This is a genomic window from Serratia sp. CY32780 (genome assembly GCF_052169135.1).
GTDB lineage: Bacteria > Pseudomonadota > Gammaproteobacteria > Enterobacterales > Enterobacteriaceae > Serratia > Serratia sarumanii.
Genome location: NZ_JBJNLI010000002.1, coordinates 155,779 through 175,774 on the forward strand (window position 1 = coordinate 155,779; position 19,996 = coordinate 175,774).

The following is a 19,996-nucleotide window of genomic DNA, read 5'->3' on the forward strand; positions in this document are numbered from 1 at the left end:
TTTGCCGGACATGACGCCTCTGATGACGGAACACCAAAACCGCGTATGAAAAAAAGTTTCCCAACACTGCTGGCCACGATGATTTGGACGGCACTCTACAGTCAGCACGCGCTGGCTGATCTGGCCGAGCAATGCATGCTTGGCGTTCCCGTTTACGACAAACCTTTGGTCAGCGGCGATCCAAACAGCCTGCCGGTCACCATCAATGCCGATGACTCGCGCGCCGACTATCCGAAAAGCGCCCTGTTCAGCGGCAACGTGCATATCGAGCAGGGCAACAGCACCCTGACCGCCAAAGAAGTCGAGCTGAACCAGACGCAAGACCCTGGCCAGGCGGAGCCGGTGCGCACCGTCACCGCCACCGGCGACGTGCACTACAGCGACAATCAGATCAAACTGAAAGGCCCGAAGGCCTGGTCGAACCTGAACACCAAAGATACCGACGTCTATGAAGGCGACTACCAAATGGTAGGCCGTCAGGGGCGTGGCGACGCCGACAAGATGAAAATGCGCGGCGCCAACCGTTACACCATTCTGGAAAACGGCACCTTTACCTCCTGTCTGCCGGGCGACGACAGCTGGAGCGTGGTCGGCTCCGAAGTGATCCACGATCGCGAAGAGCAGGTGGCGGAAGTGTGGAACGCCCGCTTCCGCATCGGCGGCGTGCCGGTGTTCTACAGCCCGTACCTGCAATTGCCGGTCGGCGACAAGCGCCGTTCCGGCTTCCTGATCCCGAACGCCAAGTACGGCAGCAACAACGGCTTCGAGTTCATGTTGCCGTACTACTGGAACATCGCGCCGAACTACGACGCCACCATCACGCCGCACTATATGTCCAAGCGCGGCCTGCAGTGGCAGACCGAGTTCCGCTATCTGGTGCAGCCGGGCCTCGGCCTGATGGAGTTCGACTGGTTGCCGGACGACAAGGAATACGGCAAAGATCATGACGACAGCAAGCGCTGGCTGTTCTACTGGAACCACAACGGCGTCATGGATCAGGTGTGGCGCTTCAACGTCGACTACACCAAGGTCAGCGATTCCAAATACTTCACCGATCTGGACTCCAAGTACGGTTCCACCACCGACGGCTACGCCACGCAGAAATTCAGCCTCGGCTACGCCAACGAGAACTGGAACGCCACGCTGAGTTCCAAGCAGTTCCAGATTTACGACGATACCGATCGCTCGCAGTCGGAATCGTATAAAGTTCAGCCGCAGCTGGATCTGAACTACTACAAAAACGACCTCGGCCCGTTCGACTTCCATATTTACGGCCAGGCGGCCAAGTTCACCAGCGTCAACCCGTACAGCCCGGACGCCACCCGTCTGCATATGGAGCCGACGCTGAGCCTGCCGCTGACCAACGGCTGGGCCAGCCTGAACACCGAAGCCAAGGTGATGGCGACCCACTACCAGCAGGATATTCCTGACGGTTTCGCCGCCAACTACCAGAGCCGCAAAGGCGCCGTTGCACCGGAGCTTGATGATTCGGTCAACCGCGTATTGCCGCAGTTCAAGGTCGACGGCAAGCTGGTGTTCGAACGCCCGATGATCTGGGCCGAAGGTGCCACCCAGACGCTGGAGCCGCGCGTACAGTACCTGTACGTGCCGTACCGCGACCAGAGTAACATCTACACCTACGACACCACGCTGCTGCAGACCGACTACTCCGGCCTGTTCCGCGACCGCACCTACAGCGGCCTGGATCGCATCGCTTCGCAGAACCGCGTCTCCACCGGTTTGACCACCCGCATTTATGATGACGCGCTGGTTGAACGTTTTAACGCTTCCGTGGGTCAAATCTACTACTTCAGCCGTTCGCGCACCGGCGATCAGGTAACAGGGTACGACAACAACGACGATACCGGCAGCGTGGCCTGGGCCGGCGATACCTATTGGAAAATCGACGATCGTTGGGGCCTGCGCGGCGGCCTGCAGTACGACACCCGCCTGAACAGCGTCTCGCTGGGCAACGGCGTGGTGGAATACCGCCAGGACGCCGAGCGCGTGGTGCAGTTGAACTACCGTTACGCCACGCCGGAATACATCCAGACGGCGTTGAACACCAAAACGGTTCCGGCCTTCCAGGACGGCATCTCGCAGGTGGGCATCACCGGCAGCTGGCCGATCGCCGATCGTTGGGCGGTGGTCGGGGCGTATTACTACGACACCCGCGCCAAGCAATCCGCCGATCAGCTGGTGGGGCTGAAGTACAACACCTGCTGCTGGGCGGTGACCCTGGGCTATGAGCGCAAGATCACCGATTGGAACAACAGCAACAATACCAGCGTTTACGACAACAGAGTTTCGTTCAACGTCGAACTGCGCGGCCTGAGCAGCGATCATAGTCTCGGCTCCGCAGAAATGCTGCGCTCCGGCATTCTGCCGTATCAGCGCGCATTCTGACGCTTTGCAACACTTTGAAAACGAGAACTTTCACCCGCATTTGCGGATTACATAATGGGAAATGTATGAAGAACTGGAGAACGCTTATTCTCGGATTGGTAGTTTGCGCCAATGCCGCGTTCGCAGCACCCCAAGAAGTGGATAAAGTCGCCGCCGTCGTGGATAACGGCGTGGTACTCGAAAGCGACGTCAACGGTCTGTTGCAGTCAGTGAAGCTCAACGCCCAGCAGGCCGGCCAGCAATTGCCGGACGACAAGACGCTGCGCCATCAGATCATCGAACGCCTGATCATGGATAACATCCAGCTGCAGATGGCCAAGAAAATGGGCATCACCGTGTCCGACGCCGATCTGGACAAGGCGATCGCCAACATTGCCGCGCAAAACAAGATGAGCGTCGATCAGCTGCGCAGCCGCCTGTCGTACGAAGGGTTGAACTACAACACCTACCGTTCGCAGATCCGCAAAGAGATGCTGATCTCCGAAGTGCGTAACAACGAAGTGCGCCGTCGCGTCACCATCCTGCCGCAGGAAGTGGACGCGCTGGCCAAGCAGGTGGGCGCGCAGAACGGCAGCGACACCGAAATGAACATCAGCCACATCCTGATCCCGCTGCCGGAGAATCCGTCGCAGCAGCAGGTCGACAAAGCCGAAGAGCTGGCCAAACGCCTGGTGGGTGAGATCAACAGCGGCGCCGACTTCGGCAAGCTGGCGATCACCTACTCCGCCGATTCTCAGGCGCTGAAAGGCGGCAACATGGGCTGGGGCAAGCTGCAAGAGATCCCGACCCTGTTCGCGGAACGTCTGGTGAGCGCCAAGAAAGGCGACGTCGTCGGCCCAATCCGTTCCGGCGTCGGCTTCCACATCCTGAAAGTGAACGACATCCGCGGCGCCAGCCAGTCGGTGTCGGTCACCGAAGTGCACGCCCGTCACATCCTGCTGAAACCTTCAGTGGTGCTGACCGACGATCAGGCGCGTGCCAAGCTGCAATCCGTGGCGGAAGCGATCAAGAGCGGCCGCGCCAAGTTTGCCGACGAAGCCAAACAGCTGTCGCAGGATCCGGGTTCTGCCATGCAGGGCGGCGATCTGGGCTGGGCTTCCCCGGACATCTACGATCCGGCCTTCCGCGATGCGTTGCTGAAGCTGAGCAAGGGTGAAATCAGCGCGCCGGTCCACTCTTCCTTCGGCTGGCACCTGATCCAGCTGCTGGATACCCGCCAGGTGGATAAGACCGACGCCGCGCAGAAAGATCGCGCTTACCGCATGCTGTTCAACCGTAAATTCGCCGAAGAAGCGCAGACCTGGATGCAGGAACAGCGCGCCCAGGCTTACGTGAAGATCCTCGATGGCAGCGATGCACAGCAATAAACGCGTCGTCATTACCCCCGGCGAACCCGCCGGGGTAGGGCCGGATTTGGTGGCAGCGCTGGCGCAACAGGATTGGCCTGTTGAGCTGGTGGTGTGCGCCGATCCGGCCCTGCTGCTTGAACGCGCCAAGCGTTTGGGCCTGCCGCTGACGCTGCGCGACTACCAGCCGCAGCAACCGGCCGAAGCGCAACGCGCCGGCACGCTGACCGTGCTGCCGGTGCCGCTCGCTCACCCGGTCACCGCCGGGGAGCTGAACGTCGGCAACAGTGCCTACGTGGTGGAAACCCTGGCGCGCGCCTGCGACGGCTGCCTCAACGGCGAATTCGCCGCGCTGATCACCGGCCCGGTGAACAAGGGCGTGATCAACGACGCCGGCGTGCCGTTTATCGGCCATACCGAATTCTTTGCCGATCGCAGCCGCTGCGATCGCGTGGTGATGATGCTCGCGACCGAAGAGCTGCGCGTGGCGCTGGCGACCACCCACCTGCCGCTGCTGGCGGTGCCGGGCGCCATCACGCAACAGAGCCTGTTCGAAGTCATCCGCATCCTCGACCACGATCTGAAAACCAAATTTGGCATCGCCCGGCCGCACATTTACGTCTGCGGCCTGAACCCCCACGCCGGGGAAGGCGGCCATATGGGGCACGAAGAGATAGACACCATCATCCCGGCGCTCGACGCGCTGCGCGCTGAGGGCATCCATCTTGTCGGCCCGCTGCCGGCGGACACCCTGTTCCAGCCCAAATATCTGCAAGATGCCGATGCGGTGCTGGCGATGTATCACGATCAGGGGCTGCCGGTGCTAAAATACCAAGGGTTCGGCCGCGCGGTGAATATCACCCTCGGTTTGCCTTTCATACGCACCTCGGTCGACCACGGTACCGCTCTGGAGCTGGCCGGCACCGGCACCGCCGATGTCGGCAGTTTCCAAACGGCCCTGAATCTCGCCATTAAAATGATAATTAATTGTAATGAATAACAGAGTCCACCAAGGGCACTTTGCCCGCAAACGCTTTGGACAAAACTTTTTAACCGATCAGTTTGTCATCGATAGCATTGTCTCCGCCATTCACCCGCAGCCGGGCGAAGCGGTGGTCGAGATCGGCCCCGGCCTCGGCGCCTTGACCGAGCCGGTCGGTGCGCGCATGGACCGCATGACGGTGATCGAACTGGACCGCGATCTGGCCACCCGGCTGGAGAACCACCCGCGGCTGAAAGACAAGCTGACCATCCACCAGCAGGACGCCATGACGGTGAATTTCGCCGAACTGGCCGAGGAAGCTGGCCAACCGCTGCGCGTATTTGGTAACCTGCCGTACAATATTTCGACGCCGCTGATGTTCCACCTTTTCAGCTATACTCAGGCAATCCGCGACATGCATTTTATGTTGCAAAAAGAGGTGGTCAACCGTCTGGTGGCCGGCCCGAACAGCAAGGCCTACGGGCGTTTGACCGTGATGGCGCAGTACTACTGCAACGTCATTCCGGTGCTGGAAGTGCCGCCGACCGCGTTCGCGCCGCCGCCGAAGGTCGATTCCGCCGTGGTGCGTCTGGTGCCGCACAGCGTGCTGCCGAATCCGGTGGGCGACGTGCGCATGCTGAGCCGCATCACCACGCAGGCGTTCAACCAGCGGCGGAAAACCATCCGCAACAGCCTGGGCGACCTGTTCACGCCGGAGCAGCTGACGGAGCTGGGCGTCGATCCTTCGCTCAGAGCAGAAAATATTTCTGTGGCGCAGTACTGCAAGCTGGCGAACTGGCTGTCAGCCAATCCGGCGCCGCAGCAATAAGGAGTTGTTGTCATGATTGATTCGCCCCGCGTGTGTATTCAGGTTCAGAGCATCTATGTGGAATCACAGTCGATCCCTGAAGAAGAGCGTTACGTCTTCGCCTATACCATCACCATCCGCAATCTGGGGCGGACCGACGTGCAACTGCTGGGCCGTTACTGGCTGATCACCAACAGCAACGGCCGCCAAACCGAAGTTCAGGGCGAAGGCGTGATCGGCGAACAGCCCGTCATTCCGCCCGGCGGAGAGTTTCAGTACACCAGCGGCGCCATTCTGGAAACGCCGCTGGGCACCATGGAAGGCCATTACGAAATGGTTGACCACCAGGGTCAGCCGTTCCGCACCGCTATTCCCGTGTTTCGCTTAGCCATTCCAACGCTGATCCATTAATTATGTCGACATACCTTATCGGCGACGTTCACGGCTGTTTCGATGAACTGAAGTCGCTGCTGGCTCAGGTTGCGTTCGATCCCGAGCGCGATCAACTGTGGCTGACCGGCGATCTGGTGGCGCGCGGCCCCGCCTCGCTGGACGTGCTGCGCTTCGTGCGCTCGCTCGGCCCGGCGGTGCGCATGGTGCTGGGCAACCACGATCTGCACCTGCTGGCGGTTTACGCCGGCATCAGCCGCAACAAACCCAAAGATCGCATCACCCCGCTGCTGGAGGCGCCGGACGCCGACGAGCTGATCAACTGGCTGCGCCGCCAACCGGTGCTGCAGGTGGACGATGAGCAAAAGCTGGTGATGGCGCACGCCGGCATCACTCCGCAGTGGGATATCGACACCGCGAAAATGTGCGCGCGCGAAGTGGAAGCGGTATTAAGCAGCGACAGCTACCCGCTGTTCCTCGACGCCATGTACGGCGATATGCCGAACAACTGGACGCCGGAGCTGAGCGGCCTGGCGCGCCTGCGTTTCAGCACCAATGCGCTGACGCGCATGCGTTATTGCTTCCCCAACGGCCAGCTCGACATGATCTGCAAAGATGCGCCGGGCACCGCACCCGCGCCGCTGAAACCGTGGTTCGAGCTGCCGCGCCTGGTGGATCCGGAATACACCATCGTCTTCGGCCACTGGGCCTCGCTGGAAGGCAAGGGCACGCCGGAAGGCGTGATCGGGCTGGACACAGGCTGCTGCTGGGGTGGCGATCTGACGATGCTACGCTGGGAAGACCGCCGTTACTTCACGCAGTCCGCTAATCGCGGCGAAGCGCCCGACCACGCCGGCAGGCTGGCCGCGTTCTGAAAACATCAAGGCGGCCCCAGGCCGCCTTTGCTCTCTTTAGCGCCTTACGCCCCAATCACCCCGCCATCTTCACGCGTGATCATCAACACCGATGAACGCGGGCGCGGGCTGTTGTTTGGGAAGTGCGAATCGCCCTCTTCTCCCGGATGCTGCACGTTGACGAACATCGTCTTGTAGTCCGGGGTGAAGGTGATGCCAGTCAGTTCGCAGGACTTCGGCCCCACCATGAAACGGCGAATTTCGCCGCTGATCGGATCGCCCACCAGCATCTGGTTGTTGCCCTGCCCGGCGTAATCGCCCTTGTTGCTGTACTTGCCGTCGGTGAGGATCCACAGGCGGCCGGCGCGATCGAAGCCCAGCCCATCCGGGCTGTTGAAGGTATTTTCCGCCGTGATGTTCGGCGTGCCGCGGTTGACGCCTTCCGGGTGGGCGATCGGGTTGCCGCACAGCGCATAGATGTCCCAGGCGAAGGTGCCGGCGGTGGCGTCGCCGCCCTCGTCCCAGCGAATGATCTGGCCATAGATATTGTTCGGCCGCGGGTTGGCGGCGTTCAGCGGCATCCCTTCCTCGCCGCGCTTGCTGTTGTTGGTCAACGTGCAGTACGCGCGGCCGTCATGCGGGTTCACCGCGATCCACTCCGGGCGATCCATTTTGGTGGCGCCGACCTGCTGCGCCGCCTTGCGGGCGAAGATCAGCACTTCAGCCTCGTCGCGGAAACCGTTCTCCGGCGTCAGGCCGTTCTTGCCGAACTCGAGCGCAATCCAGCGCCCTTTGCCCTTCAGCGGCGTGCCGGCCTCATCGCCGTCGAACTGCGCCACGTACAGCGTCCCTTCGTCCAGCAGCGTGCGATTGTTGGCCGGATTGGCGGCGTCGACCACGCCTTTGGAAACGTACTTATAGATATGTTCGCCGCGTTCATCGTCACCCATGTACACCACCAAACGGCCATCTTTGGCCACGGTCACCGCCGCGTTCTCGTGCTTGAAGCGGCCCAGCGCGGTGTGCTTGATGGGCGTCGAGGTCGGATTCAGCGGGTCAATCTCGACGATCCAGCCGTGGCGGTTGAATTCGTTGGGGTTCTTCGCCACGTCGAAGCGCTCGTCATAGTCCGGCCAGTTGCGCTCCGGTTCGCTGGCCTTCAGCGTGTAGCGCTTCTGTTCCGGCGTGGTTTTGTAATCAGCCTGATGAGTGCCAAAGTAGGTATCGAAGTTTTCTTCGCAGGTCAGGTAGGTGCCCCACGGCGTCTTGCCGTTGGCGCAGTTGCCGAAAGTGCCCAGCACCTTGCGCCCGCTCGGATCGGCGGCGGTCTGAAGCAGCGGGTGCCCGGCGGCCGGGCCGCTGAACTGCATTTCGGTATTGGCGGTGATGCGGCGGTTATAGCGCGACGGGCGCTCCACCTCCCAGCGCTGGCCGTCGCCGACGCGCTTTACCGCCACGATGGAGACGCCGTGCGCCGCCTGCGATTTACGCACCTCTTCCAGGCTGGTGGCCTTGGCGCCGCCGTGAGCGAACAGGTACTGCTCGTTAACGTATTCGTTATTGATGGCCATCACGCCGTGATTGTCATCGATCGGGAAGAAGCTCATGCCGTCGTTATTGTCGCCGAACTGTTTTTCCTGATCGGCGGCGCTGTTGTTGCCCTGCGGATCGAAGGCCGGCGCGCCGTCCACCAGCGGCTCGCCCCAGGAGATCAGCACCTCGGCGCGGTAGCCCGGCGCGATGGTCACCTCATCGGCGGTAGACGCGGCGATGCCCTGAAAGCCCAACAGCTTGTTCGGCGGCAGATCCTCGGCCAACGCCTCACTGGAGACCGACCAGATGCCGCCGCCGAGAAAACCGGCCAGGCCGACGGCGCCGGCGCTGCCGAGCAGCAGTTTGCGGCGAGTGGGATCGATCAGGCGGTCGGCGTCTAATTGCTCAATTTGCTTGGTCATAGCGTGGTTACCTTTTTAGTTATGGCGCCGCGGTCAAAATTCACCAGAGTTGCCGTGGCGCTCGGAGTTGGGCTTCATACTAATCAGGTAATGTGACGGAAAGGTTACAAACGACGGGCGCAAAAAGGCCGGGGGCGCAATTGCTTGCGCCCCCGGGGAGAGTTGGCTAACGCGCTTAAATCAGCGGCGCTGCAGGATTTCGAAGCAGTAGCTGTGCGAGTTCAGATCGTCGGCGTCGTGGAATTCGCTGAACGTGGTTTCCCACTCGTCCGGCTCGTAATCCGGGAAGTGGGTATCGCCGCCGACTTCGGCGTCGATGTGCGTCAGGTACAGACGATCGGCGCGCGGCAGCAGCTGGGTATAGATGCGCCCACCGCCGATCACCATCACTTCTTCCACCTCGCCCGCGGCGGCCAGCGCTTCATCCAGCGAGGTCACCCAGGTCACCCCGGCGGCATTGCCCGGGCGGCTGCTCAAAACGATATTGTGGCGGCCCGGCAGCGGGCGGCCGATGGACTCGAAGGTCTTGCGGCCCATAATAACCGGCTTATTCAACGTGTTGCGTTTAAACCACGCAAGGTCCGCCGGCAGGTGCCACGGCATGGCGTTTTCCATGCCAATAACGCGATCCGCCGCCAAGGCAGCGATCAGGCTGATAATCATTGTTTAACCCTGTGTAGGCAGCAAAATTGGTGACACTATACGTAAAGGCCTGAGTGCCGTCGATAGGCTAATCAAGCAAGATGAATATATAAGATAGCTCTTATCAGTATATCTAATAACCAACGATCTCCCGCCAGGTCATTTCACACGCCGGGGCGTTTGCGGTACAGCCACAGGCCCGGCAACGACAGGCCGATCGACAATGCGCCAACGATAAAACTGGCCTTGAGGAAGTTGGTGATCATGGTCTCCATCAGGGCTTCGCTGTAGCCCAGATGCGAGATCTCCACCACCGTTATCATCGCGGTATAGGCGGAAATGCCGGGGAACATCGGGATCACCGCCGCCACGGTGAACACCTTCGGGTGCGCCAGCAGCCAGCGCGACCAGTAGATGCCGATGATACCGATCAGGATCGCCGCCAGCAGCGAGGCCCACTCGATGTTCATGCCGCCGTGCATCATCAGCATGCGCGAGCCGCGCCCGATAGCCCCGAGCAACGCGCAATAGCGCAGCGCGCGCAGCGGCACGTTGAACACCATGGCGAAGCCCAGCGCCGGCACCGCCGCCAACAGCATCTCCTGCAACAAGGCCCACAGCAGACTCATGACCACCCCCGCAGATCCCACAGCGACATCGCCATCACCACCCCGATGCAGGTCGCCAGCGTCAGCAGGCTGGCCATCGCCCAACGCGCCAGCCCGGTATTGACGTGCCCCTTGAACATGTCTGCCACCGCGTTGATCAGCGGGAAGCCCGGCACCAGCAACAGCACGCTGGCGGCCATCGCCACGCTCGAGGTGTCTTTAAACGCCGGCAGGCGCAGCAGCAGTCCGGAGATCGACGTAGCGACAAACGCCGTCAGGCAAAAATTGATCAGCGGATTCATATGGCGGGCGGTGAGGATTTGGCGCACCAGCATCGCCGCGCCGCTGGCGATAAAGGTCACCAGGAAAGCATCGCCGCCGCCGCCGTTGAGCATGCTGAAACACCCGCAGGACAACCCCACCATCAGCACCACCAGCCAGCGCGGGTAACGCAGCGGCCGGATCCTGTCAAAGCGGCGCGCCACGTCGTGCGCATCCGCCAGGCGATGCTCGGCGAGGATCACGATATGCTGCACTTCGGTCACCACCTGCATATTGATGCCGCGATCGACGTTCTTGCGGGTGGTGGTCAGACAGGCGCCTTGGCTGAGGGTGGTCAACACCACCGCATTGGCGGAGATCGAGCTTTCCACGCTGTCCATCCCCAGCGCCAGCCCCAGGCGGGTCGACAGCTGTTCCACCACCGTACTCTCGGCGCCGTGCTGCAACAGCAGCAGCGCGCATTGAATGCACAGGCGGGTAATTTCACGCTGTTGCCGGTGCGGCTCCGGCCGGTCTGTGGCGTTAGTCTGCTGCATGGTGCTCCGTTGCTGGCGGTAGATGAATTATTATCATAGAGCCTAACAATACCTCATTGGGTTGATGCGCATCAGAGGAAGCGGCGTTATTATCGCCAGAACTCTGTCTTTTGCGCGAGACGCTCCCATGCTTGAAACTTCACTGTTCGTCGCCGGCATTGCCGCCCTCGGCATGCTCTCCCCCGGCCCGGATTTTTTCCTGGTGATCAAAAATGCCGCCCGCTATCCGCGGCTGGCCGCCATGATGACCGCCTTCGGCGTGATCTGCGGCGTCGCCACCCACATGTCCTACTGCGTCGCCGGGCTGGCGGTGGTGATCACCACCACGCCGTGGCTGTTTAACCTGCTGAAATACGCCGGGGCGGTCTATCTGGTGTGGATCGGCATCCAGGCGCTGCTTTCGCGCGGCGGCGGCAAGATGAACGTCAGCAATCTGCCGCAGCAGCAGGTCAGCCTGAAGAGCGCCTTTGCGCAAGGCTACCTGTGCAACCTGCTGAACCCGAAGGCCACCCTGTTCTTCCTGGCGGTGTTCACCCAGGTGCTGCAGATCGATTCCGGTCTGGGCGACAAGCTGTGGTACGCGGGGATTATTCTCGGCCTGTCGGTTATCTGGTGGCCGCTGCTGGTGTTCCTGATCCAGAGCGGGCCGGTGCGCCGCGGGTTGGAAAAGACCCAGAAGATCGTCGACAAGCTGCTGGGCGGCATGCTGATCGCCTTGGGCATCAAGGTCGCGCTGAGCTAAGCAAAAGAAGGGGCGCCGATCTGGCGCCCCTACTCTTATCCTTTGGCTTCCACCACCTCGTCCTCCGGCGCCTTGCCGTCGATACTGCCGCGCCAGCCGGTCTGCTGCACCCGCGCCAGCCGATTCTGATCCTGCTCGATGGCCGCGCTGAGCATCTCCTTGGCCCGCTGCAGGCTGGCGATGCGGAACTCGGTGTCCTGATAATTCTCCAGCGTGTCTTCCAGCATCTTCAGGTTATAGCGGCGGAACGTGTCCGCCTTCTCGCGCGCCTCATAGGCGTCCAGCCCCAGCAGCTCCAGCGTTTCACGGCCGACGCGCAGCGAGCTTTCGAAGGTTTCGCGCTCCGGTTTTTCCACCCCTAGCTGCCGCAGCTGATACCAGTGATCGACGTCGCGCGCCCGTGCCACCACCTTCAGATGCGGGAAGTGCTGCCTGGCCAGCTCGGTTAGCGCCAGGCTGTCTTCCACGTCATCGATGGCGTTGATCAGCACCTTGGCGTGGGCGGCGCCAGCGGCCTCCAGCAGATCGGCGCGCGTGGCGTCGCCGTAGAACACCTTGGTGTCGAATTTGCGCAGCGTTTCGATATGGTCCGGATCGTGATCCAGCACCACGGTGTGTACGCCGTTGGCCAGCAGCAAGCGGCCGGCGATCTGGCCGAAACGGCCGAAGCCGGCGATGATCACGCTGGCATTTTCGTCGTCGATGACGTCCGCCGGGCGCTCCTCTTTCGGCGCATTTTTCTCCAGCTGCGCGGCGATCACCAACAGCAGCGGCGTGGCCGCCATCGACAGCGCCACCGCCAGCGTCAGCGACTTGGCCCATTCGACCGGCAGTACGCCGGCCAGCTGCGCGGCGCTGAAGATCACGAAGGCGAATTCACTGCCCTGCCCCAGCAGAATGGCAAACAGGCCGCGCTGGCGCTTCGGCACGCCGAGCAGCGGCCCAATCAGCCACAGCAGCGCCGCCTTGATCAGCATAAAGCCCAGCAGCAGCGAGGCGATCAGCAGCGGGTGATGGAACAGCGTGCCGAAGTCGATCGACATGCCGACGCCGATAAAGAACAGCCCCAGCAGCAGCCCTTTGAACGGCTGAATATCGCTCTCCAGCGCGTGGCGGTATTCCGAGCTCGCCAGCAGCACCCCGGCGAGGAACGCCCCCATCGCCATCGACAGCCCGGCCATCTCCAGCAGGATGCCGAAGCCGAACACCAGGAACAGCGCCACGGCGCTGAACACCTCGCGCATGCCCGAACGGGCGACGAAGTGCAGCAGCGGGCGGGTGACGTAGCGGCCGAGCAGCACCACCATCGTCAACGCGCCCACCACCTTGGCCGCCGACAGCACGAAAGCGCCCAGCGTGGTGGTGGCGCCGCTGCTGGCCAGCAGCGGGATCATCGCCACCAGCGGGATCGCCGCGATATCCTGGAACAGCAGCACCGCAAACGCGCTGCGGCCGATCGGCGACGGCGTCAAATTGCGTTCGCTCATCGCCTGCATGGCAATGGCGGTGGATGAGAGGGCCAGCGTCAGGCCGATCAGCAGCGCCACCTTCCAGTTGAGGCCGAGGAAGTAACAGAAGGCGCTCAACGCCAGGCCGCAGCCCACCATCTGAATGCTGCCGCCGCCGAACACCGAGGCGCGCAGCGTCCACAGCCGCTTGGGATCCAGCTCCAGGCCGATGATAAACAGCATCAGCACCACGCCGATCTCGGCGAAGGTCAGGATCGACTCGGCGTCCGACACCAGCTTCAGCCCCCAGGGGCCAATGATGCAGCCGGCGATCAGGTAGCCGAGCACCGAGCCCAGCCCCAGACGCACCGCGATCGGCACGAACAGCGCGGCGGAGCCGAGGTAGATCAGCCCCTCGATCATCATGTGGTGATTATCCATGGCTGGCCTCCCGAGTTTCCGCTTCGGCATGTTCCATCAGATAGTCGACCAACCGCTGCCGGTAGGCTTCGCCGGCGGCGAGCAGCGCCGGTTCGTTGCAGGTAAAAGTATTATGTACGGCAAAATAGGGTTGCCAGTTCATGCCGCAGTAGATCGCCGTGGCCTGCAGCGGCTGCGCCAGCGCAGCGAAGTTGGGAAAGTCGCCCAGCTCGAAGTGGTGCTCGTCGCCGCCGCTGGTCACCGCCCACAGGCAGTCTTTACCCACCAGCGCGTTGCCGTCGTGGCCGTAGGCCCAGCCGTGCTCCAGCACTTTGTCGATCCACAGCTTCAACAGCGGCGGGAAGCTGTACCACTGCATCGGATGCTGCAGCACCACCAGGTCGGCGCGCTCCAGCGCCCGCTGCTCGGCGTTGATATCGATATTGAAATCGGGGTACAGCTCATACAGCGAGCGCACCTCTACCTCGGGGAGATCCCTCACCGCCTGCAGCAGGCGCTGATTGGCATGCGAATGCCGGGGATACGGGTGAGCGTAAATTATCAGAATCATTGTTATCGTCGTTCCTTCGTTCCTTGCCAATACACCAAGCATATACCAATCACACAGGGTGACAGTTTGGCCACTGATTGATAGCGGAAATTTTTAACGCCTGCCGACAAATTCGCTGAATAAAAAAAGGGCGCTGCATTGAACTGCAGCGCCCCTGGCGTAGTGTTATCGCGCGGTTACTTGCCGATGCGCGCGTGCATTTCCTGCACCGACGTCACCTGCTCGGTCGGATCCGCTTTCAGCGCCATCGCGGTGGCGAAGCCGCCGTTCAACGTGGTGTCGTAGTGCACCTTGTACTGCAGGGCGCTGCGGCGAATCAGCTTGGAGTCCTCAATCGCCTGACGGCCGGCCGTGGTGTTGACGATGTAGGTGTACTCGCCGTTCTTGATACGATCCTGAATGTGCGGACGCCCTTCGTGCACCTTGTTGACCAAGCGCGGGTTGATGCCCGCTTCGCCCAGCACCACCGCGGTGCCGTGGGTGGCGTCCAGCTCGAAGCCTTGCTTCAGCAGGCTGGCGGCCAAATCGACCACGCGAGCCTTGTCGCCTTCACGCACCGACAGCAGCGCGCGGCCCTGTTTCTTCATGCCCGAGTTGCTGCCCAGCATCGCTTTGGAGAAGGCTTCCGCAAAGGTGCGGCCCACGCCCATCACTTCCCCGGTAGAGCGCATTTCCGGCCCCAGAATCGGGTCGACGCCCGGGAATTTGTTGAACGGCAGCACCACTTCTTTCACCGAGTAGTACGGCGGGATAATTTCTTCGGTCACGCCCTGCTCGACCAGCGTTTTGCCCGCCATTACGCGCGCGGCCACCTTGGCCAACGGCACGCCGGTCGCTTTGGAGACGAACGGCACGGTGCGCGCGGCGCGCGGGTTGACTTCAATCAGGTAGACTTCGTTGTCTTTCACCGCGAACTGCACGTTCATCAGGCCGCGTACCTGCAGCTCGAACGCCAGTTTTTCCACCTGGCGACGCATCACGTCCTGAATTTCCTGGCTCAGGGTGTACGCCGGCAGCGAACACGCGGAGTCGCCGGAGTGCACGCCCGCCTGCTCGATGTGCTCCATGATGCCGCCAATCAGCACGCGCTCGCCGTCGCAGATGGCGTCGACGTCCACTTCCACCGCGTCGTCCAGGAAGCGGTCCAGCAGCACCGGCGCATCGTTGGACACGCTGACCGCAGTCTGGAAGTAACGGCGCAGGTCGGTTTCGTCATAGACGATTTCCATCGCCCGGCCGCCCAGCACGTAGGAAGGGCGCACCACCAGCGGATAGCCGATGCCCGCCGCCTTCTCCACCGCCTGCTCGATGGCGGTGACGGTGGCGTTGGCCGGCTGCTTCAGGCCCAGACGGTTAACCGCCTGCTGGAAGCGCTCGCGGTCTTCGGCGCGGTCGATGGCGTCCGGGCTGGTGCCGATGATCGGCACGCCCGCGGCTTCCAGCTCACGCGCCAGCTTCAGCGGGGTCTGGCCGCCGTACTGCACGATCACGCCCTTCGGCTTCTCTATGCGCACGATTTCCAGCACGTCTTCCAGCGTTACCGGCTCGAAATACAGACGGTCGGAGGTGTCGTAGTCGGTGGAGACGGTTTCCGGGTTGCAGTTGACCATGATGGTCTCGTAGCCGTCTTCGCGCAGCGCCAGCGAGGCGTGCACGCAGCAGTAGTCGAACTCGATGCCCTGGCCGATACGGTTCGGCCCGCCGCCCAGCACCATCACTTTCGGCCGGTCGTTGGTCGGGTTGGACTCGCACTCTTCTTCATAGGTGGAGTACATGTAGGCGGTGTCGGTGGCGAATTCCGCCGCGCAGGTATCCACGCGCTTGTACACCGGATGCAGGCCGTGGCTGTGGCGCAGCTTGCGAATTTCGCTCTCGGCGACGCCGGCCAGCTTGGCCAGACGCGCATCGGCGAAGCCCTTGCGCTTTAGGGTGCGCAGGAACGCTTTGTTCAGGCCGTTGATGCCCGCTTCGGCCACTTGCTCTTCCAGGCGCACCAGCTCTTCAATCTGCACCAGGAACCAGCGGTCGACGTTGGTCAGGTTGAAGACGCCGTCAACCGACAGACCGGCGCGGAAGGCGTCGGCGATGTACCAGATGCGGTCAGAGCCGGCGTCTTTCAGCTCGCGGCGGATTTTGGTCAGCGCTTCCGGATCGTCCAGGCTCACTTTCGGGTCGAAGCCGGTGGCGCCCACTTCCAGGCCGCGCAGCGCTTTTTGCAGCGACTCCTGCTGGGTGCGGCCGATGGCCATCACTTCGCCGACCGATTTCATCTGGGTGGTCAGGCGGTCGTTGGCGCCGGCGAACTTCTCGAAGTTGAAGCGCGGGATCTTGGTCACGACGTAGTCGATGGACGGTTCGAACGATGCAGGGGTGCGGCCGCCGGTGATGTCGTTCATCAGCTCATCGAGGGTGTAGCCCACCGCCAGCTTGGCGGCGATCTTGGCGATGGGGAAGCCGGTGGCTTTCGACGCCAGCGCCGAAGAGCGCGACACGCGCGGGTTCATTTCGATAACGATCAGGCGGCCGGTTTTCGGGTTGACCGAGAACTGCACGTTGGAGCCGCCGGTTTCCACGCCGATCTCACGCAGCACCGCCATCGAGGCGTTGCGCATGATTTGGTATTCCTTGTCGGTCAGGGTCTGGGCCGGCGCGACGGTGATCGAGTCGCCGGTGTGGATGCCCATGGCGTCGAAGTTTTCGATGGAGCAGACGATGATGCAGTTGTCGTTCTTATCACGCACTACCTCCATCTCGTACTCTTTCCAACCGATCAGCGATTCATCGATCAGCAGCTCGTTGGTCGGCGACAGATCCAGGCCGCGTTCGCAGATCTCTTCGAACTCTTCGCGGTTGTAGGCGATGCCGCCGCCGGTGCCGCCCATGGTAAAGGAAGGGCGGATGATGCACGGGAAGCCGACGTCAGCGGCGACCGCCAGCGCTTCTTCCATGGTGTGCGCAATGCCGGAACGCGCGGTGTCCAGACCGATTTTCTTCATCGCCACGTCGAAACGGCGACGGTCTTCGGCCTTGTCGATCGCATCGGCGGTGGCGCCGATCATGGTCACGCCGAACTCGGCCAGCACGCCCTGACGCTCCAGCTCCAGCGCGCAGTTCAGCGCCGTCTGGCCGCCCATGGTCGGCAGCACCGCATCCGGGCGCTCTTTTTCGATGATCTTGCGCACCACTTCCCAGTGGATCGGCTCGATGTAGGTCGCGTCGGCCATTTCCGGGTCGGTCATGATGGTCGCCGGGTTGGAGTTGACCAGAATGACGCGGTAACCCTCTTCGCGCAGCGCTTTACACGCCTGGGCACCCGAGTAGTCGAACTCACACGCCTGGCCGATAACGATCGGGCCAGCGCCGAGGATCAGGATGCTTTTTATGTCTGTACGTTTTGGCATTTTTTTACTGCTCCTGATTATTTGGCGTTAGAACGGTAAGTCTCAATCAGTTCGATAAAGTGATCGAACAGCGGCGCGGCATCGTGCGGGCCTGGGCTGGCTTCCGGGTGACCCTGGAAGCTGAACGCCGCCTTGTCGGTGCGGTGAATACCCTGCACCGTGTGGTCGAACAGCGATTTGTGCGTGACGCGCAGGTTCGCCGGCAGGTTGTTTTCATCGACGGCGAAGCCGTGGTTCTGCGCGGTGATCATCACGGTGTTGTTGTCCAGATCCTTCACCGGGTGGTTGCCGCCGTGGTGGCCGAGCTTCATCTTCATGGTTTTCGCCCCGCTGGCCAGCGCCAGCAGCTGGTGGCCCAGGCAGATGCCGAACACCGGAATGTCGGTTTCCAGAAACTGTTTGATGGCGGCGATGGCGTAGTCGCACGGCTCCGGGTCGCCCGGGCCGTTGGACAGGAAGATGCCGTCCGGATTCATTTTCAGCACCTCGTCGGCCGGGGTCTGCGCCGGCACCACGGTCAGGCGGCAGCCGCGATCCACCAGCATGCGCAGGATGTTGCGCTTGGCGCCGTAGTCATAAGCCACCACGTGGAACGGCAGTTCCGCGGCGGTCTTAGCTTCAGGCAGGTCGCCTTCAAGCGTCCAGCTGCCTTGCTGCCAGCTGTAAGCCTCTTGGGTGGTGACCTCTTTCGCCAGATCCATGCCCTTCAACCCCGGGAAACCTTGCGCCTTGGCCAGGGCCAGCGCGGCGTCCGGCGAGTCGGCGGCGATGATGCAGCCGTTCTGGGCGCCCTTCTCGCGCAGCAGGCGGGTTAATTTACGGGTATCGATATCGGCGATCGCCACGATGTTGTGACGCTTGAGGTAGTCGGACAGGCTTTCTTCGTTGCGGTAGTTGCTGGCGATCAGCGGGAGGTCACGAATGACGAGGCCTTGGGCGTGTACTGCGGAGGATTCTTCGTCGGAAGCATTGGTGCCGACATTGCCGATATGAGGATAAGTAAGAGTAACGATCTGGCGGGAATAGGAAGGATCAGTGAGGATTTCTTGATAACCGGTCATCGACGTATTGAAGACCACTTCCCCCACTGCCGTTCCCTCTGCCCCGATGGCCCGACCGTGGAATTGGGTTCCGTCTTCCAGAACCAATAGCGCTGACTTTATCAAAACATCCTCCGAGGAATAATCAATCACAATATTTGCATATTAATTCAGATATCGCGATCTAAATCAATGCAAAAACCGTCCGCGAGGCCAATTTTTGGCAAATTGGGCGCATTTTAATGATGAGTGCCCAGCTTGTCTACCCAAACTGCCGTTTTTTGTTTTATTTTTGCAGTTCTCGGCGCTCATGCGGCTTGAGCGTCGATAAAAACACAGAAAACCGGGGCTGGAAAACGGTTGCGAAGCTGAATGACGGAAAATGGCGCCAGAATGGGCTCAAAAAGACGCTGAAATGGGATCTGGTGGATGAAAACGGAGTGATTAGCGAGATAATCATCGATAAACAACAATCAGGACAACAAAATCAAACCAACACTTCATTTTTAATGTTAAAAAAAAGGACAATAAATTTATTGTCCGATTATCATAGTATTATGATCAATACAACCACATCACGATGGTATGCAAATCAATTATAATTGGTCCAGATTCAACACATCTCGCATATCAAACAGACCTTTATCCCGGTTATGTAACCAGGAAGCCGCGCGCACCGCGCCGCTGGCAAAAGTCATACGGCTAGAGGCTTTATGGGTGATTTCCACCCGTTCACCGATGTCGGCGAACATCGCGGTGTGCTCGCCGACGATGTCGCCAGCGCGAATGGTGGCAAAGCCGATGCTTTTCGGATCGCGCTCGCCGGTATGGCCTTCGCGCGCATAGACCGCGCAGCTTTTCAGATCGCGCCCCAGCGCGCCGGCGATCGCTTCGCCCATGGCCAACGCCGTGCCCGACGGCGCATCCACTTTGTGGCGGTGGTGCGCCTCAACGATTTCGATATCGGTATAGTCGCCCATCACCTGCGCGGCCTTCTCCAGCAGTTTCAGCACCAGGTTGACGCCGACGCTGAAGTTGGCGGCGAACACGATGCCGATATGCTGCGCCGCATCGCGGATCGCCAGCTTGCCGGCGTCATCGAAGCCGGTAGTGCCAATCACCATCGCCTTGTGGTGCGCCACGCAAAAATCCAGGTAGCCCCGGGTGCTTTCCGGGCGGGTGAAGTCGATCAAAATATCGAACTCGTTCGCCACCTTCTCCAGACTGTCGCTCACCTTGACGCCCAGCGCGCCAATGCCCGCCAGCTCACCGGCGTCGACGCCGATCAGGCTGGAACCCGGGCGCGACAGCGCCGCCCCCAATACCACGCCTTCCGCCTGCTGCACCGCCTGGATCAACTGACGGCCCATCCGGCCGCCGGCGCCCGCAATCGCAATGCGGATTTGTGTATCACTCATGCTTGCTCTCTTCTTGATTTGACGCCTATCCCATTAGGCTATCGATTCAGGGTAACCGCCCCGCTTCAGCGTCGCCAGAGGATTCATTTCATAATTAGAAAATTATGATATTCCCCCGCTTTCATCAGCGGCGCTGTCGTGAGATTA

General features: G+C 61.3%; 17 protein-coding genes. 8 read left to right on the top strand and 9 right to left on the bottom strand.

The window, feature by feature from the left end; all coding sequences use genetic code 11:
• The first annotated feature begins 45 nt into the window (after nt 1–45).
• From lptD to apaH, 6 genes are all read left to right on the top strand, one after another.
• Nucleotides 46–2,406 carry an LPS assembly protein LptD gene (gene lptD, locus ACJ8HH_RS14265; protein WP_039568777.1) on the top strand — a complete coding sequence of 787 codons (2,361 nt, stop codon included), beginning with the start codon at nt 46–48 and terminating at the stop codon, nt 2,404–2,406.
• Nucleotides 2,407–2,471: 65 nt separating this feature from the next.
• Nucleotides 2,472–3,773, top strand: a complete 1,302-nt coding sequence (gene surA / locus ACJ8HH_RS14270) for a peptidylprolyl isomerase SurA (protein ID WP_033637077.1) — start codon at nt 2,472–2,474, stop codon at nt 3,771–3,773.
• Entirely contained in the window at nt 3,760–4,752 is a 993-nt protein-coding gene (pdxA, locus tag ACJ8HH_RS14275; RefSeq protein ID WP_033649277.1) for a 4-hydroxythreonine-4-phosphate dehydrogenase PdxA, read from the top strand. Before surA ends, pdxA begins: the two co-directional genes overlap by 14 nt.
• Complete coding sequence (rsmA, locus tag ACJ8HH_RS14280; protein WP_033637076.1) at nt 4,745–5,563, top strand: 16S rRNA (adenine(1518)-N(6)/adenine(1519)-N(6))-dimethyltransferase RsmA; 819 nt, start codon at nt 4,745–4,747, stop codon at nt 5,561–5,563. Before pdxA ends, rsmA begins: the two co-directional genes overlap by 8 nt.
• 12 nt (nt 5,564–5,575) lie before the next feature.
• On the top strand, nt 5,576–5,953 hold the full coding sequence (apaG, locus tag ACJ8HH_RS14285; RefSeq protein WP_016929119.1) for a Co2+/Mg2+ efflux protein ApaG: 378 nt from the start codon (nt 5,576–5,578) through the stop codon (nt 5,951–5,953).
• A 2-nt stretch (nt 5,954–5,955) separates the two neighbouring features.
• A complete protein-coding gene (apaH, locus tag ACJ8HH_RS14290; RefSeq protein ID WP_060426868.1) occupies nt 5,956–6,807 on the top strand; it encodes a bis(5'-nucleosyl)-tetraphosphatase (symmetrical) ApaH in 852 nt (283 codons plus the stop codon).
• A gap of 44 nt (nt 6,808–6,851) precedes the next feature.
• Here the strand turns inward: apaH and ACJ8HH_RS14295 are convergent, their stop codons facing one another.
• The 4 genes from ACJ8HH_RS14295 to ACJ8HH_RS14310 all read right to left on the bottom strand — a co-directional run bounded on the left by ACJ8HH_RS14295 (nt 6,852) and on the right by ACJ8HH_RS14310 (nt 10,809).
• Nucleotides 6,852–8,741, bottom strand: coding sequence for a PhoX family protein (locus ACJ8HH_RS14295; RefSeq protein ID WP_041033219.1), 1,890 nt, complete (start codon nt 8,739–8,741; stop codon nt 6,852–6,854).
• Nucleotides 8,742–8,921: 180 nt separating this feature from the next.
• Nucleotides 8,922–9,404 carry a type 3 dihydrofolate reductase gene (gene folA, locus ACJ8HH_RS14300; protein ID WP_033637073.1) on the bottom strand — a complete coding sequence of 161 codons (483 nt, stop codon included), beginning with the start codon at nt 9,402–9,404 and terminating at the stop codon, nt 8,922–8,924.
• Between the two features lie 143 nt (nt 9,405–9,547).
• A complete protein-coding gene (locus tag ACJ8HH_RS14305) occupies nt 9,548–10,012 on the bottom strand; it encodes a threonine/serine exporter (RefSeq protein WP_033637072.1) in 465 nt (154 codons plus the stop codon).
• Nucleotides 10,009–10,809 (bottom strand): threonine/serine ThrE exporter family protein, encoded by an 801-nt coding sequence (locus ACJ8HH_RS14310; RefSeq protein WP_049196024.1) that lies wholly within the window; start codon nt 10,807–10,809, stop codon nt 10,009–10,011. The genes ACJ8HH_RS14305 and ACJ8HH_RS14310 overlap by 4 nt, the downstream gene beginning before the upstream one ends.
• Nucleotides 10,810–10,936: 127 nt before the next feature.
• Here ACJ8HH_RS14310 and ACJ8HH_RS14315 point away from each other — a divergent pair, with 127 nt between their 5' ends.
• Entirely contained in the window at nt 10,937–11,551 is a 615-nt protein-coding gene (locus ACJ8HH_RS14315; protein WP_015376619.1) for a LysE family translocator, read from the top strand.
• Nucleotides 11,552–11,586: 35 nt separating this feature from the next.
• Here the strand turns inward: ACJ8HH_RS14315 and kefC are convergent, their stop codons facing one another.
• From kefC to carA, 4 genes are all read right to left on the bottom strand, one after another.
• A complete protein-coding gene (gene kefC, locus ACJ8HH_RS14320) occupies nt 11,587–13,440 on the bottom strand; it encodes a glutathione-regulated potassium-efflux system protein KefC (protein ID WP_033637070.1) in 1,854 nt (617 codons plus the stop codon).
• The gene (kefF, locus tag ACJ8HH_RS14325; protein WP_033637069.1) at nt 13,433–13,990 is read right to left on the bottom strand and encodes a glutathione-regulated potassium-efflux system oxidoreductase KefF; all 558 of its coding nucleotides are present in this window, start codon (nt 13,988–13,990) and stop codon (nt 13,433–13,435) included. Before kefF ends, kefC begins: the two co-directional genes overlap by 8 nt.
• Before the next feature lie 176 nt (nt 13,991–14,166).
• Nucleotides 14,167–17,391, bottom strand: a complete 3,225-nt coding sequence (gene carB, locus ACJ8HH_RS14330; RefSeq protein ID WP_038873387.1) for a carbamoyl-phosphate synthase large subunit — start codon at nt 17,389–17,391, stop codon at nt 14,167–14,169.
• 17 nt (nt 17,392–17,408) lie between these two features.
• On the bottom strand, nt 17,409–18,557 hold the full coding sequence (carA, locus tag ACJ8HH_RS14335) for a glutamine-hydrolyzing carbamoyl-phosphate synthase small subunit (protein ID WP_048232622.1): 1,149 nt from the start codon (nt 18,555–18,557) through the stop codon (nt 17,409–17,411).
• Nucleotides 18,558–18,673: 116 nt separating this feature from the next.
• On the opposite strand from carA, the gene ACJ8HH_RS14340 reads away from it, so the two are divergent.
• On the top strand, nt 18,674–19,033 hold the full coding sequence (locus tag ACJ8HH_RS14340) for a hypothetical protein (protein WP_152903835.1): 360 nt from the start codon (nt 18,674–18,676) through the stop codon (nt 19,031–19,033).
• Here the strand turns inward: ACJ8HH_RS14340 and dapB are convergent.
• Nucleotides 19,028–19,849: a 4-hydroxy-tetrahydrodipicolinate reductase gene (gene dapB, locus ACJ8HH_RS14345; protein ID WP_039568768.1), complete on the bottom strand. Its 822-nt coding sequence runs from the start codon at nt 19,847–19,849 to the stop codon at nt 19,028–19,030. The two genes, ACJ8HH_RS14340 and dapB, sit on opposite strands and share 6 nt — an antisense overlap.
• Between the last annotated feature and the right edge of the window lie 147 nt (nt 19,850–19,996).

Bases quoted from the DNA above. Each gene is read 5' to 3' on its own strand.
- lptD (WP_039568777.1), top strand. From the start codon at position 46: ATGAAAAAAAGTTTCCCAACACTGCTGGCCACGATGATTTGGACGGCA.
- surA (WP_033637077.1), top strand. From the start codon at position 2,472: ATGAAGAACTGGAGAACGCTTATTCTCGGATTGGTAGTTTGCGCCAAT.
- pdxA (WP_033649277.1), top strand. From the start codon at position 3,760: ATGCACAGCAATAAACGCGTCGTCATTACCCCCGGCGAACCCGCCGGG.
- rsmA (WP_033637076.1), top strand. From the start codon at position 4,745: ATGAATAACAGAGTCCACCAAGGGCACTTTGCCCGCAAACGCTTTGGA.
- apaG (WP_016929119.1), top strand. From the start codon at position 5,576: ATGATTGATTCGCCCCGCGTGTGTATTCAGGTTCAGAGCATCTATGTG.
- apaH (WP_060426868.1), top strand. From the start codon at position 5,956: ATGTCGACATACCTTATCGGCGACGTTCACGGCTGTTTCGATGAACTG.
- ACJ8HH_RS14295 (WP_041033219.1), bottom strand. From the start codon at position 8,741: ATGACCAAGCAAATTGAGCAATTAGACGCCGACCGCCTGATCGATCCC.
- folA (WP_033637073.1), bottom strand. From the start codon at position 9,404: ATGATTATCAGCCTGATCGCTGCCTTGGCGGCGGATCGCGTTATTGGC.
- ACJ8HH_RS14305 (WP_033637072.1), bottom strand. From the start codon at position 10,012: ATGAGTCTGCTGTGGGCCTTGTTGCAGGAGATGCTGTTGGCGGCGGTG.
- ACJ8HH_RS14310 (WP_049196024.1), bottom strand. From the start codon at position 10,809: ATGCAGCAGACTAACGCCACAGACCGGCCGGAGCCGCACCGGCAACAG.
- ACJ8HH_RS14315 (WP_015376619.1), top strand. From the start codon at position 10,937: ATGCTTGAAACTTCACTGTTCGTCGCCGGCATTGCCGCCCTCGGCATG.
- kefC (WP_033637070.1), bottom strand. From the start codon at position 13,440: ATGGATAATCACCACATGATGATCGAGGGGCTGATCTACCTCGGCTCC.
- kefF (WP_033637069.1), bottom strand. From the start codon at position 13,990: ATGATTCTGATAATTTACGCTCACCCGTATCCCCGGCATTCGCATGCC.
- carB (WP_038873387.1), bottom strand. From the start codon at position 17,391: ATGCCAAAACGTACAGACATAAAAAGCATCCTGATCCTCGGCGCTGGC.
- ACJ8HH_RS14340 (WP_152903835.1), top strand. From the start codon at position 18,674: ATGATGAGTGCCCAGCTTGTCTACCCAAACTGCCGTTTTTTGTTTTAT.
- dapB (WP_039568768.1), bottom strand. From the start codon at position 19,849: ATGAGTGATACACAAATCCGCATTGCGATTGCGGGCGCCGGCGGCCGG.